We start from the raw sequence: 14,601 nt of genomic DNA, 5'->3' as shown, positions 1-14,601 counted from the left end.
GACAGTATAACAGGGTAATGTTAGACAGTATAACAGGATAATGTTAGACAGTATATCAGGGTAATCACATATTATATAGAGAAGTAACCTTATACTATGAACAAGGCAATAATAAGATCATTTATAAGTATTGATCTTTTTTTTGTGAACTTGTAATCAGACATTCTTACTTATTGCTTATTCCGTTATCAATAAATATTGTGTATATTGGTTGGCCTTTTAAAATGGAAAAAACAGATTGTATAAGAACGATATAGATAATGTGTATATCGTTAGTTTGCTAGCCATTGAATCCAAGAGAGAGATCATACTAAATTTTAATATTAGAAAGATGAAATATAAGTACGACCAAAAACCAAATACTTCGTTTACAGAAAAAGCAAGAAAATGCATAGAAGAGATTAAAAATGCGGACTATAGTGTGTTTGTGGGTAGGAATAATTGTGGAAAATCATATATTCTCAAAACGTTAACTCAATCTTTTGGTAAACAAGCTTCCTATCTTGGACCAGCTAGGTACCAGAATTTCCATATACTTGGAATGTACACTCCCAAAAGCAACAAAAAAGATGAAAAGTGGAGACAGTTTATACAGCAGTGGCAACATCAACAACAAAATATTGATAACTCGCCTATAAACCTTCAACAAGCAATTGCTGAGTTGTCTGATATGCAAAGAGATAAATTATTTGAAATTGTTAAGAATCTCCTTGGGACTGATTTGAAAATATTATATACCGTTGAGGATAATACAATGTCTCAAAAGTACATAAGTTGTGATGGACACAATATTTCATATACCAGTAGTGGCTTTAGACTAATTACGACTTTGGTGACGTGTATGTTAGATACTGATTATGACACATTTTTAATAGATGAACCAGAATTAGGAATTAGTCCAGAAGCTCAGGGTATACTTGCGGATTTTTTATTTGATAGAGAGCAGAGGAAAAAGTATTTCGGCCACATAAAAAGACTCATTTTTGCTACACACTCAACAATATTTTTAGATAGATTAAAAATTTCAAATAATTATTCTATCAAAAAAGATGGTGATATAATTGACATTTCTAAAACAGATACGATTTCAGACTTTAATAATATCCATTTCTTTTTATTAGGTAATAGATTAGAGTCATTGTTTTTACCTTCTTGTATTATATTGACTGAGGGAAAATGCGACCAACACTATTTAACAAAAGTTCTAGAATCTAAGTATCCAAATTCTCAATTTAGCATATTAAATGCAAATTCGGATAGCAGAATGAAAGAACTCGTGAATGTTGCAGGTAACATTTTTACAGACTTGCAAAAAAGTCCTTACAGAAATAGAATAATTGCTGTTTTGGATAAAGTCCATGACACAAGTGTAAAGCAGACATTATTAAAATATGGCATCCCCGAATCTAATATTTTGGTCTGGGACAAAAATGGTATTGAGTATTATTATCCTAATGAAATTATGGATTCAATATTTGGCTCAGATAATGAAATAGCTATTACAGGTGATTTAGTTTCAAGAAATGGTGTTTCATATAAGAAATGGGAACTCTGTGAAAAAGTTGTAAGTAAAATAGATAGTTCGACTCGGTTCAATGGAGAAGTTGAAGTAAAATTATTAAAGACAATAGAATTAATACTTGGAAATTAAACAACGGACACGCTATGTCGTCAGAAACCAGGCCACTTGCTGTCTTTAAAATTAATACAACGAACTTATTATAGGCCAGATACCTTTATTTAATAGCTAAGCGAGACGCTTCACTGAGTACAAGTAATAATACCAGACGATATATCCGGTATTCTTACTTATTGCTTATTCCGTTATCAATAAATATTGTGTATATTGGTTCGCCTTGTAAAATGGAAAAAACATATTGTGTAAGAACGATAAAGACGAGGGGTTTATCTTTTGGTTAGGCACAAGCAAAAAAATTAAATCCAATGAATAATTTGAAAAATTAATAACGGCTAGAAATTGGTAGAAAAATGTCAGTGCCCAAACAATAATTAAGTACAAATCTGTCAAGTTATTTTAGGGAATTACATGAAGCAATACCACAATAACAAGAATCAATAGGAAAACAATAAAAAGCAACGGACATGTAAATAGAAGCAAAGCTATTACATCTTGAAGCAGCCCTTATGTAGCATCAAGCAAAAGAATAATAATAAGAAGCAATGAAGATGTAAGTGGAAGCAAAGCCTTTGTAACTCGAAGCAGATCTAATGCAATAGAAAATCAAACAACTAAACATCTATCTTAACTAAAACAGCATTTCATGAAACGATACTTAATAATTGGATTATTCTTTTTGATTTATACATACTGTTTGATGATAAAAAATTAGAAGAGGTTGAAGCGAATCTTGCATTATTACAATAAAAAGGAAGTGATTATTTTAAAATTTATAATATTAAAGATTTTTCCATTAGAGGACGAGTGTATTAAAATACCAGTTGCCAACACGTTATGTAATTTAATGGCAGATTTGCTGTATTTTATTAGTTAAGTTCCCTCATTAAGGCTTTATACTGGCGGACAAAGTGGACGTTCGCAGACTGCAACAAAACATACAGCAATGCACATTTGATTGAACAATTATTTGTAATATTTGCTAAATGAGTTGTGCAAATTACAATGCATATCATATTTATCTTAACTATGGGTTTATGCTGGTGTTAAATATTATATTGTCATCAAAACTTTATAAATTAATGGTTCAACTTCAAATAAAAGGAAAAGTAGTTTGGTTACTATCAACAATCTTTCTGGGATTATTTCCTGTAATTTTATTTAATGAATTGATAATAACTAAAACGGATCATAATAAAGTATCATAGCAATTCTTATCTAAACACATCCCCGCCAAAACAATTTGATTTTATAACTTTAAACAACACTTAGTAATAAGTTGTTAAACTACTGTTATTAACAAGCCGAATCATAACAATACTATTGGTCATCTTTTAGTCACTAATCGTATTTCATCATTCGGTAACGCTTGTATTAATTGCAAAAACCATGGATAAAGTTTTATTGACAGGAGCCACAGGATATATTGGTAAAAGGTTATTGCCATTTTTAGTTGAAAAAGGATATGCTGTAATTTGTTGTGTTCGTGATAAAAATAAATTTCATGTTGCTGAGTCAATAAAGAATAAAATAGAGGTTATCGAACTTGACTTAACGAAAAAAGAATCCTTATCAAACATTCCTCACGATATTGATTTTGCCTATTATTTGGTTCACTCCATGTCCGCATCAACAAACTATAACCAACTTGAGCAGCAATCAGCCATAAATTTCAGGGAGGCAGTGAATAAAACCAAAGCCAAACAAGTGGTTTACCTGAGTGGTATTGTTAATTCCGAAACATTATCAAAGCATCTTCAATCAAGAAAAAATGTAGAACATGAGTTAAGTAAAGGAAACTATGCATTGACCACCGTAAGAGCGGGTATTATTATTGGTTCAGGAAGTGCTTCATTTGAAATTATTCGCGATTTGGTTGAAAAATTACCTGTGATGATTGCGCCCAAGTGGTTAAGAACCAAATGTCAGCCAATAGGAATTGCGGATGTTATTAAAATACTAACCGGTGTTTTAGGAAACACACAAACCTATAATCATAACTATGATATAGCCGGTAATGAAATACTCACCTACAAAGAAATGCTATTATGGTTTGCCCAGGTACGTGGTTTAAAAAGAAAAATATGGACAGTTCCTGTAATGACGCCAAAACTATCATCGTATTGGTTGTATTTTATTACTTCCACCTCATATAAATTGGCCACCTCATTGGTCGATAGCATGAAGGTAGAGGTCATTGCCAAGGATAATGAAATTAATAAGTTGCTTCAGCTAAATCCCTTACCGTATAAAGAATGTATTGAAAGAGCTTTTTATAAAATACAACAAAACGAAATATTATCCAGTTGGAAGGATTCTACCGTAAGTGGGCGATTGGATTACAGAATATCAGAATATATAAAAGTACCTGAGTTTGGCTGTTATAAAGATATTAGAAAAAAGCAGGTTAAAGATGAATTGCAGTGTGTTGAAAATATATGGAAGATAGGTGGAGAAACTGGCTGGTATTATGCCAATTGGTTATGGCGACTAAGAGGTTTTATCGATAAATTATTTGGTGGGGTAGGATTAAGGAGAGGAAGAACCAATTTAAATCATATTCAAGCTGGTGATACGCTGGATTTTTGGCGGGTAATTTATTCCAATAAATCAGAAATGCGCCTATTGTTATTTGCCGAAATGAAACTGCCCGGTGATGCCTGGTTAGAGTTTCAGATAAAGGATAAGGTTCTGGTTCAAACGGCTACTTTCCGTCCCAAAGGCCTGTTAGGAAGGTTGTACTGGTATTCCGTGTTGCCATTACACGGTTTTATTTTTACTGGATTAATAAATAAGTTGACTAAAAATAACCATAGTTAATATGTTCACTAACACTTGTGAACAAAGAGCTTGTTGTTTTCCAGATTTATAATTGTGGAAGATTAAAAGTATTTATCCTTTAAATATTGACAACATCATGAATACCGAAATCGAAGAATTTTGTCCTGTAAATAAAGATGATTGGAGAAATTGGTTAGAAAAGAATCATAAGAATAAGGATGGTGTTTGGCTTATCATTTATAAGAAGAGTTATGTTAGCCCTAATTTAAATTGGAGTGAAGCAGTAGATCAGGCACTCTGTTTTGGTTGGATTGATGGTATAAAAAGGCCTATAGATGGAGATAAGTATAAACAATATTTTTGTAAGAGAAAGGATAATAGTACGTGGTCTAAAATCAATAAAGAAAAAATTGAGAGGTTGTTGAAGTTAGGATTAGTAACTAAAGCAGGGGTAAGGAGTATTAACATTGCTAAAGATAATGGTTCATGGTCAATTATTGATAGTGTTGAAAATTTAAATATTCCAGATGATTTAGAGCAAGCTTTTAATAATATGCCTGGATCAAAAGACTTTTTTATGAGTTTAAGTAAATCATTCAGGAAAGGTATTTTGCAATGGATTGTTTTAGCTAAAAGGCCAGAAACCAGAAAAAAGAGAATTCAAGAAACTGTTCAGAGTGCTTTACTTAATATGAAGCCTAAACAATTTAGATAATTCCTTTTCTAGAAAATACTATGTTATGCTTTCTGGATGGAAATATTCTTACTATATTTGTAGTGAGAATATTCTCAATACGATTTATTTTTAATAAGAAAAGGAGGTTATTATGCCAAGATTTGATAAGACAGGCCCTGAAGGTAAAGGTGCTCAGACAGGTCGTAAAATGGGGAAATGTAATCCTGAAAATAGTACTTCGGAAGAAACTCTTTTAGGAAGAGGCTTAGGTCGCGGACTTGGAAGAGGCAGAGGTAATAGCAACAAACGTGGTCGTGGATTAGGCAATGGCCAGGGGATGGGAAGAAGATGATATTTATGTTTTAAAGTATATTAAAAGAGGCTGTATTGATAAAAATTCACTCCATGCTTTAAGTGTAATTCCCCCGTATTCACAAAGTTTTGGGTTTATTTATTGAATTATTGATACAGTCTCTTTTAAAAAAGAATAATCCAATAAATTAGATGGAAAATCAAATGAAGGAAGTAGTTTGTCCCCAGATAATTCCTGAGGACAAATATTTATAAATCACTTAAATACTGATCGATTTTTCTTTTAAATATAAAAGTATCTCCTCAATAGTAATTAATGGCATATCATGTTTTTCAGATATTAGTTTAATATCATTGTAGCGCGCCATAGTACCATCTTCATTCATAACTTCAATTAGTGCACCGGCAGGTTTTAAACCAGCGAGTACAGGCAATAAAATAGCTGCTTCAGTATGTCCGTTACGCTCAGTTAGTCCACCTTTATGAGCCACTAAAGGAAAGATGTGCCCTGGTCTTCCAAGTTGTTCCGGTTTTGTATCCGGATCTATTAATGCCTGTATGGTTTTTGAACGATCTGATGCTGAAATTCCTGTAGAAACATCATCACCTAAAAGGTCCACTGATACTGTAAATTGAGTTTCATTGGTTGAGGTGTTGTTCGATACCATCAAATCCAATTCTAATTCTTGACATCTTTCAGCGGTAAGGCTAACACATAGAAGCCCTCGTCCCTCCGTAACAAAGAAATTTACCATTTCCGGAGTCATCAATTCTGCAGCTGCAATAAAATCCCCTTCGTTTTCCCGGTTATCATCATCTGTAACAACAACAATTCCTCCTTCTTTAATTCTTTGAATTGCTTCTTCAACTTTTATGCAGGTATTCTCAATACTTTCCATTTTTCTTTTGTAAAATATAATGAGGCACAAAAATAGTAAATTCTATAAGAATAGATTCTTAACGAATTTATCAGATGGGTAAAGTATGAAATGAAGTGTAGTTTTTTTTATACAAAAAGAACTTTAATCTTACTTATAATTGATTATAACCTCAGCCATTCTGTCACTGATTTTCTGATAAAATAAGTTTTTATCTATTGGTTTTGGAATAAATGCTGCAGCTCCATTTGAAAGACAAGAATGTATGGTTTTATGAGAGTCATCGCCAGATAATATGATGGTGGGAATATCAAGCCATTCTTCCTGAATATCGTTAAGTGTTTCAAAACCATCTTTCTTTGGCATGTGAAGCTCCAATAGTACCAGATCAGGTTTTTCTTTAATCATCATATTCCAACCTTCTAATCCATCTTTAGCTTCGAGTATTTCAAAGTTAAATTTAGACAAGAGTTTTTTCATTATTATTCTTGATTCAATGGCATCGTCAACAATTAATATCTTTTTCATAGGACTTAAATTTTTTTATAAAAGCCATATGCAACTCACCCTTTCAATTCGTCCCCACTTACGAAAATCATTTTTATCAATTAAAAGATTTCCACTCCTTGTTTCATATGTGTAAACTTGTTGTTGTTCAACAGTAAATAGTACGGTATAAAACTATGGATGGATGTATCTTTATGATAAAATTCTCATTTCCTTTGGTAAACAAGTATATTATTTACTTAAAATAAAAAGTATGTATAAGCTACTTATGGTTATTTGCTGGTGATAGAGGTTAAATTTCTATATGATTGAGATATAGTTATTTGAATATACATAGGTTATTTTTGCTGAATGTTTTTCCATGATTATAGGTAATAAATACAGTAATATGGTAGTTAATATGTATATGTTTATAGCAAGATTACGTGGTATTGATATAAATACTATTTTGATATTAGTTCAGTAAAAAAACATCAAAAAATGAATACTAAATTAAAAAAGGGAATCATCTCGATAAGTCTGATTTTAATTGGCATTAACCTAAACGCGCAAAAGCAACTTTCTAAAGAAGATAAATTAAAACTGTATCCAAACAAGGATGTCGTATCCAGATATCATAACGACTGGACCATTAAACATTATAAAGCTCGAATTAATGTGTTTAAGAAAGCTCCTTTAGAATTTGATGGTATTGTATTTATTGGAAATAGCATTACTGAGAAAGGTAGGGATTGGACAGAAAAAATAGGAATTGCTAATATTTATAACCGGGGAATTGCTGGTGATGTTACCGATGGTGTACTAAAGCGTTTGGATGAGGTGGTGTATTTTAAACCCAAAGCAGTTTTTATTTTACTTGGGATAAACGATCTTTTTAATAAACATTATAAGGAAGGAGATGGACGATTTAAATACGATAAGATTGTTCCTTCAGCAGAATATGTTGGAAATAATATTCTTAAAATCTCTCAGTTTATAAAACGTAAGTCTCCGGAAACTAAAATATTCGTGCGAACTGTTTTACCTACCAATCACGACTATATAAATGCCGATGTTGTATTGGTGAATAAGGTGATTAAAGAAAATGAACATAAAGGAATTTATACCGTAATTGATTTGTATAAGGAGTTTGCAGATTCAGAAGGAATGATGATTAAAGAATTGACAGTTGATGGTGTTCATTTGAGTGAAAAGGGATATGCGAAATGGGTTGAATTTGAAAAGCCTATTATCCTCAGTCTTTAATCATTCAAGTAAAAATGCGCTATGAAATTGGAGGTGATGTTTGTATTGTGTTGATAGTTAGTTTGACAATAGTTATCTTGGCGTTTGTGATAATTGGAGTACTATAAAGTAGATAATCACATGTTTCGGAGGGGTAATTATTATAAAGCTAACAATTAATGGTGCATAGATTTTATTCAAAAACAAATAAGGAACAACGATATATTCAACTGACAATTGTTTTAAGTATTGCTATTGTATTGCTTTTATCAGTTTTACTCTCCTGGATAACTAAGTTGTATTTTATTGCATTTATAATGCTAGCTGTAACTCTTTCTGTAGCAGCATCATTTTTTGATGTGCCCTCTTTATATAAAAGCGGAAAACTACGTTACCATTCGCTTCTTCTTTTATCTGAAGCACCTAAAGATGGATTGATTAAAGTACATGGAGGAACTCTATTTGATTATGTTTTTGTTTTAGATAAAAATATGAATGGTAACGAGCGAATACGATTTATTTTAAAACAATATATCGAAGGGCTCATTACATTAATAGAAGAATACGAAAACAATTCAGATAATATGATTATTCAAGGAACGAGTTATATTATAAATGCAAGAACAGCGAAACGTATTGGATTTAATATTGTTAAAACTGATGTATTGCAAAAGTTGATTTTGGTATTCAATTATATCAACATTACAATTACTTATTCTTTTGCAAAAGGCAGACTATCTTTCCCTAATATAAGTGAAACAAGAACTTTTGAAACCACTCTTCATAAACTTAAAATGCAAAAATATTATTTAAAGGAGTTGAGTATGAGATTGTAGGATTAATAAAAAAACTCAATATTGTTATAGCGAATACAATGTGTTTATAAGTATTGATCTCATGCTGTAATTATCGTAACTTATTGTCTTGTTTTTTTATAGGTTCAAAAATTCAAGAGTTATTGTTATGAGAACAAAATCAATAGGTTTTATAGGTGGTGGCAGAATCACCAAAATATTTCTTCAGGCCTTAAAAGATGTAGTATTTACTTCAATTAAAGTATGCGACACCAATGAAAATACATTAGTAAATTTAAAAGAAAACTTTCCGCAAATAGAAACGACCTCATCTATTTCAGAATTAGCAGGCCAGGATCTGATTCTTATAGCCTTACATCCTCCGGTAATAAGAGAAGTAGCTAATGAGATTGCCGAAATTATATCAGATGAAACCTTGCTTATTTCATTGGCTCCAAAATTTACCATTGAAATACTTTCAAAATTAATACCTACCAAACAGATCGTACGAATTATTCCTAATGCTACTTCCATCATTAACAGAGGTTATAATCCGGTATGTTTTTCAGAAGATATCCTTCCAAAAAATAAAAATCTAATATTAGATATGCTGGAAATAATGGGAGAATATGTTCAAACTGATGAGGAAAAATTAGAAGCTTATGCCATTGCATCAGCCATGTTACCAACCTATTTTTGGTTTCAATGGCACGAGATGGAGTTAATAGCTCAAAAAATGGGCTTGACGTCTAAAGAAAGTATGGAAACGGTTTATGAAACATTAAAAGCTTCTTTGGACTTGATGTATCATTCGAAGCTAGGTTTTGAAGGGGTGAATGATCTGATTCCAATTAAGCCATTAGCTGATAAAGAAACGGTAATTAAAGATGCGTTTAACGAGAACCTGATTACTCTATATCAGAAAATTAAACCCTCGTAAGTGGTTTACTCATTCATCATCCAGTTTTTAAACTCGGCAGCTTTATTTTTACTCACAAATATTTTTTCAGGAGTATCAATATCTAATTGAAGTAGTAAACGATTATCAAACCAAATAGTAATGTTTGAAACACTATTACGGGCAATTAAATACTGTTTATTAGCCCGTATAAATTGATTTGGATTTAATGTGGAAGCAATTTGTTCCAGAGTTTTTGTGTAAGAATATTGTTGTCCGTTTTTTAGTAAAACTAAAGTGTTTTTATCACTGGTATAAAAGCAACTAATATCATTAATGCTGACCGGTATCAATTGATCTTTAAACGGAATCAGCATTTTACCTATATACTTTTGCGGAGGATGAAGTTCAGACATGTTACTAAGATATTGAACAACTTCCGTTCTTGTCCATTTTTTAAACTTTAACAATGATTTTTCCAGTTCATGTACTTTAATGGGTTTTAACAGGTAATCCACACTGTTAACTTTAAAAGCTTCAATGGCATATTCATCGTAAGCCGTTGTAAATATGATAGGAACTTCAATGGTAATTTGTTGAAATATTTCAAATGCATTTCCATCTGATAAATGAATATCCATTAAAATTAAATCCGGATGTATATTTTTATTGAGCCACGAAATGGTTTGCCTGATACTCTCTGTATTACCTACAATTTCAATTGAATCATCAATTTCATTTATAATCTGAACCAGGTTTTCAAAGGCTACGGTTTCATCCTCAACAATCAATACTTTCATGTGTTTATTTTTTCTTTTAATTGCCACATGGAACTCACCAATTAAATCATCCTCATGCGTGAGAATTTGTTTTCGTGGCTCGTTCCATCTGTTTACTTTTTCTTCTTATTGCAAATTCTAACTATCAAATAAATTTAATTATTCCTTGTTGGGATTCTTGATAATCAAATTTACATGTTCGTTTCATTTTGAATAAAAAATAAGCATTTAAGATATTTAGAGTGTCAATTACTTTAAAGGTAGAATCACAGTAAATGTTTTACCGTCATTTTTAATTTTAATCTTTTTATTCATCAAAAGGTGAAATCTGTTTTCCAGAGACTTCAAGCCAATCCCATTGGTAATATTTGGGGCAATTTTAGGATAAATTGGATTACTAATTTCTAGTTCTCCTTTATCATTGGTTTTAATCATTACCTCCATTTTGTGTTCACTGTCAATGGTGTTATGAACCACAATGTTATCAACTAAAGGTAGTAACGACAAGCTGGGGATTTTAAGATCCATCCTGGTATCATCCACCTTAATTTGAAACTCAATTTTGTTGGCAAAACGAACTTCAAGCATATACCTGAACGAGGATATAAAAAGGAGTTCTTCTTTTAAGGTGACTAAACCTTTCTTTTCACTTTTCAGGATATATCTGAATACATCTGAAAGTTTATTCACAAACTCTAAAGTGTTCTCATCATTCTTTTTACGAACCAGTGCTGTAATACTGTTTAATGAGTTGAAGAAGAAGTGTGGATTAATCTGATTGGCAAGCGCATCACAACGGCTTTGAAGATTTTCTACTTTTAACTGTTCAATTTCCAGGTCTTTCTGACGTTGATCTTTATACATAAATGAAACATGGCCAACAAATGAGCATAAAAAACACATTACAATAAACTGGAAAATAAGGATGCTACCAAAACAGTCGGCCTGAGAACAAAAGGAGTAGGAAACAGACAAATAAATGATGTAGGCAATGGTGCCAATAATGATGTTACGAAATAACCTGCGACCAAAATGTAAGGTGGTTATCTTCCTTAAATTAAAATGAACCAATAATCCGATTAGTACAGAAAAGTATATATACCGGAATATAAAAAAGTTAATATGCGTGGTTCGTGCATGCCCCTCAAGGTAGCCTAATTTCCATGGTAACCATGCAATGTTGGGATAAACAATAATTAGAGATCCGATGAGGCTGATTAATATTAACTTATACGGATTGTAACTATTAAGAAAGTTCATATATAATTTTCTGTTAACGAAAAATTTGCTTCAAAAATAAGTATTAATAGGTAAACCTTCGATTATATTTAATTAGTAATGTCAATCAAGAGTTAAAAATGAACACTGAGACACTGAGTTTCTTATGAAATTCATTAATTCCGCAAGGATTTACCTCTGTGCACTCTTTGTAATTTCATAATAATGGTGTTTGATTACTTCTCTTTTTCTACTCGGTGTTATATTTTTCAATCATTGATTCGCATTAGTAAATCATTAACCGAAGCTCTATTAATATAAAATAGATTGCTATTACTTAATAGCATAGGCCATTAAAGCATTTCCATGTCGTACGTATAAAACACCATTGTTAATGACAGGGTGAGCCCAGAATGGTCCTTCTCCTTTGGTTATTTTAAATTCACTAATAACCTTAAAGGAATCTGGCTTTGCAGGAACCAATCCAACATAACCCTGTTTTTCATCATAGCAATAAAGCATACCATCGGCACTAATAATAGAACCTTTGGTTTTTCCTTCCCAGGTAGTTTCATATTTTGTTTCGCCCGTATTCCAATCAACAGCTACCCAATTCCCTTTGGAATTATTCAACCAGTTAGATCCATAAATCGTTTGATCAACCAGAACAAAGCCTCCAAGGTGTGTATCTAAATCTTCATTGCGCCATATAACACTCACATCTGTTGCATCTTCATTGAGTTGTAATAAAAAGGAATTAAGATTGTATCCATTACAAACAAATATTTTTCCATCCTTAAACAATGGGGTATTCGGAGAAATTTTTTCCCACCCTTTCTCTTGCTGCTCTTGTCCCCAATCATTGAAAGTCCACATGATTTCACCTTTATCAGGATCTACACCAATCACATTTTTTCCGGTGATACCTACAATTTGCATAATTCCATTGTGCTCAATAAGCAGGGGAGAGGCATAGTTGCAAATGTCACCCAGACTTTTTGTTTTCCAGATTACTTCACCATTTTTTGCATTTAAAGCAACCATGGTTGTTTGGTCGCCACCAGGAGAAAAAATGACTTTATTATCAAAGAATAAAGGAGATTCAGAAACGCCCCATCGGCCGGTTTTTACGCCAAATTTTTTGGCACCGTCAACGGTCCATAATATTTCACCCTTTTTTATATCGATACAAACCACTTCGCCCATTCCACTTATCACATAGGCTTTTTTACCTACAATGGTTGGAGTTGTTCTGGTTTCAGGAAAAGACTTGTTCCAGGGTGAACCATATTCAATGACATAATCCCTTTTGCCATCTAAAGTATAGGCTGAAAATATTTCTTTATCTTCAGTCTCATTCATGCCTGTAATATAAATATGATCATCAACAATTACCGGACTAGAATACCCTTTGCCCACATCAAGTGTTTCCCAAAGTTGTTTAGGACCGTTTTCGCCCCAGGTTTTTAGAAGATTGGTGTCCGGATAAATCCCGTCACGATTTGGACCTCGCCATCCATGTTGATCTTGTGCACTTATTTGGGCAAAAAACAAACCACCAATAGCTATAGCTAAGTATCTTTTTTTCATTTGTTTAAATTGTTTTATAGGTTTAAATTATTGAGTTATTGAATAGATTCATAAATAGTTAGAAGCTTTTGAGCCATGTACTTATCGTCAAAAAGCTGGATAGCCCTGTTTCTGGCATTTTTTGCAGCTTGATCATATCGATCCTTATTTTCTAAAAGATATTCCAAAGCATTGCACAATTCATCTGAATTATTAGGCTCGTATAAAACACCTCCGTTTTCAATTACTTCAGGAAATGCTCCTGTTTTGGGCTCTACCGAAGGAATACCACAAGCCAGCGCTTCGCATGTATAAACACTGATGCCCTCGTTAAAAGTGAGTGGTACTGATAGTACAGAAATGGATTGATAGAATTCAATATGATCTGACATGGAATAGGAGTTAACAAATTCCACATCATCAATATAAGCAGCTAAGATCTTTTTTACCTTATTAATAAAGCTTTTATCCTGAGAGGTAAATCCACCTCCAATTTTGAGTTTAAGGTTTGGAATGGTATTTTTCTTTTTCAGGCACACAAAAGCTTTTGCCAAAATATCCAGACCATTTTTTTTATTTAATCTGTAAAAGAATCCAATGGTAGGATTTTCCACTTGTGCTCCGGGCTTGTATACATCTAAATCAATACCCGGATATATGACTTCTAAATGTTTTATTTCAGGGACTTTGGTTTGGGCATAATCCTTATAATAATTACTGACTGTTGTTAGTTTGTCTACATATTGAAGATTTTGTCCGATAGCTTTCCATGCCATGTCGATATAGCTTTCTTTCATGGAATCGATCCAAACTTCTTCATCTAAAAGGGAACAAACTACAGGAATATTGATTTCGGTTTTTATGGCTTTCGCAATACCTATTAATAAAGAAGTTGAAATATGAACCACATCCGGTTTTTCATATTTTAGCCATTCGGTTAATTGTTTTACTTCCTTTAAAAATGCAGGATTATCTCCTTCAATCATCGACATGGTCATTTTTTCCATTCCTTTGGCCGAAGTGGTGCCTGACATTGAAGAAGCAAAACTAAGCATGGAATCAGTACCTAAAAGTCGTTTCATCCAGTTGGGCATCGTCATTTTTTGAAAGAACTTTTGCGCAACAAAATAAGTAGTGGCAGGGAAAAACAAAGGACTATTGGTTTTAAAAGCCTCGTTTTTTAATGGTAGATATAAAGGCATGATAATAACATCATGTCCCATTTTTCTTAATGCTGAAGCCTGTAAATTATCACGAAAACAGTTTCCGCAATAAAAGGAATCTCCAGCTCCCGGTATGATATATACTACTTTCATGTTTAATCTTATT

The 14,601-nt window shown here is 32.3% G+C and carries 13 protein-coding genes; 7 read left to right on the top strand and 6 right to left on the bottom strand.

The genetic code is table 11. The features are described from left to right. Window positions 1–331: 331 nt before the first annotated feature. From OM075_RS02370 to OM075_RS02355, 4 genes are all read left to right on the top strand, one after another. Window positions 332–1,651: an ATP-dependent nuclease gene (locus OM075_RS02370; RefSeq protein ID WP_301188861.1), complete on the top strand. Its 1,320-nt coding sequence runs from the start codon at window positions 332–334 to the stop codon at window positions 1,649–1,651. A 1,374-nt stretch (window positions 1,652–3,025) separates the two neighbouring features. Then, on the top strand, window positions 3,026–4,456 hold the full coding sequence (locus OM075_RS02365) for an SDR family oxidoreductase (RefSeq protein ID WP_301188860.1): 1,431 nt from the start codon (window positions 3,026–3,028) through the stop codon (window positions 4,454–4,456). Between the two features lie 97 nt (window positions 4,457–4,553). Beyond that, on the top strand, window positions 4,554–5,132 hold the full coding sequence (locus OM075_RS02360; RefSeq protein ID WP_301188859.1) for a YdeI/OmpD-associated family protein: 579 nt from the start codon (window positions 4,554–4,556) through the stop codon (window positions 5,130–5,132). Window positions 5,133–5,244: 112 nt separating this feature from the next. Beyond that, a complete protein-coding gene (locus tag OM075_RS02355; protein ID WP_301188858.1) occupies window positions 5,245–5,445 on the top strand; it encodes a DUF5320 family protein in 201 nt (66 codons plus the stop codon). 220 nt (window positions 5,446–5,665) lie between these two features. On the opposite strand, the gene ribB is transcribed toward OM075_RS02355, so the two are convergent. Together ribB and OM075_RS02345 are read right to left on the bottom strand one after the other, a co-directional pair. Next, window positions 5,666–6,304 (bottom strand): 3,4-dihydroxy-2-butanone-4-phosphate synthase, encoded by a 639-nt coding sequence (gene ribB / locus OM075_RS02350; protein WP_301188857.1) that lies wholly within the window; start codon window positions 6,302–6,304, stop codon window positions 5,666–5,668. 129 nt (window positions 6,305–6,433) lie between these two features. After that, window positions 6,434–6,811 carry a response regulator gene (locus tag OM075_RS02345; RefSeq protein WP_301188856.1) on the bottom strand — a complete coding sequence of 126 codons (378 nt, stop codon included), beginning with the start codon at window positions 6,809–6,811 and terminating at the stop codon, window positions 6,434–6,436. Between the two features lie 459 nt (window positions 6,812–7,270). On the opposite strand from OM075_RS02345, the gene OM075_RS02340 reads away from it, so the two are divergent. The 3 genes from OM075_RS02340 to OM075_RS02330 all read left to right on the top strand — a co-directional run bounded on the left by OM075_RS02340 (window position 7,271) and on the right by OM075_RS02330 (window position 9,748). After that, window positions 7,271–8,035 carry a GDSL-type esterase/lipase family protein gene (locus tag OM075_RS02340; RefSeq protein WP_301188855.1) on the top strand — a complete coding sequence of 255 codons (765 nt, stop codon included), beginning with the start codon at window positions 7,271–7,273 and terminating at the stop codon, window positions 8,033–8,035. A gap of 158 nt (window positions 8,036–8,193) precedes the next feature. Next, window positions 8,194–8,850 (top strand): hypothetical protein, encoded by a 657-nt coding sequence (locus tag OM075_RS02335; RefSeq protein WP_301188854.1) that lies wholly within the window; start codon window positions 8,194–8,196, stop codon window positions 8,848–8,850. A gap of 127 nt (window positions 8,851–8,977) precedes the next feature. Beyond that, window positions 8,978–9,748 carry a pyrroline-5-carboxylate reductase family protein gene (locus tag OM075_RS02330; RefSeq protein ID WP_301188853.1) on the top strand — a complete coding sequence of 257 codons (771 nt, stop codon included), beginning with the start codon at window positions 8,978–8,980 and terminating at the stop codon, window positions 9,746–9,748. Between the two features lie 5 nt (window positions 9,749–9,753). Here the strand turns inward: OM075_RS02330 and OM075_RS02325 are convergent, their stop codons facing one another. The 4 genes from OM075_RS02325 to OM075_RS02310 form a co-directional block, all read right to left on the bottom strand. Next, window positions 9,754–10,506: a LytR/AlgR family response regulator transcription factor gene (locus OM075_RS02325; RefSeq protein WP_301188852.1), complete on the bottom strand. Its 753-nt coding sequence runs from the start codon at window positions 10,504–10,506 to the stop codon at window positions 9,754–9,756. 228 nt (window positions 10,507–10,734) lie between these two features. Continuing rightward, window positions 10,735–11,745: a sensor histidine kinase gene (locus tag OM075_RS02320; RefSeq protein ID WP_301188851.1), complete on the bottom strand. Its 1,011-nt coding sequence runs from the start codon at window positions 11,743–11,745 to the stop codon at window positions 10,735–10,737. A 291-nt stretch (window positions 11,746–12,036) separates the two neighbouring features. Beyond that, entirely contained in the window at window positions 12,037–13,293 is a 1,257-nt protein-coding gene (locus tag OM075_RS02315; RefSeq protein WP_301188850.1) for an outer membrane protein assembly factor BamB family protein, read from the bottom strand. A 35-nt stretch (window positions 13,294–13,328) separates the two neighbouring features. Beyond that, on the bottom strand, window positions 13,329–14,588 hold the full coding sequence (locus OM075_RS02310; RefSeq protein ID WP_301188849.1) for a glycosyltransferase family 4 protein: 1,260 nt from the start codon (window positions 14,586–14,588) through the stop codon (window positions 13,329–13,331). Window positions 14,589–14,601: the final 13 nt, after the last annotated feature.

Source organism: Plebeiibacterium sediminum, from assembly GCF_026013605.1.
Lineage (GTDB): Bacteria > Bacteroidota > Bacteroidia > Bacteroidales > Marinilabiliaceae > Saccharicrinis > Saccharicrinis sediminus.
The sequence above is the reverse complement of the archived record's forward strand: the minus strand, read 5'-3'. Positions and strand labels throughout refer to the sequence as shown.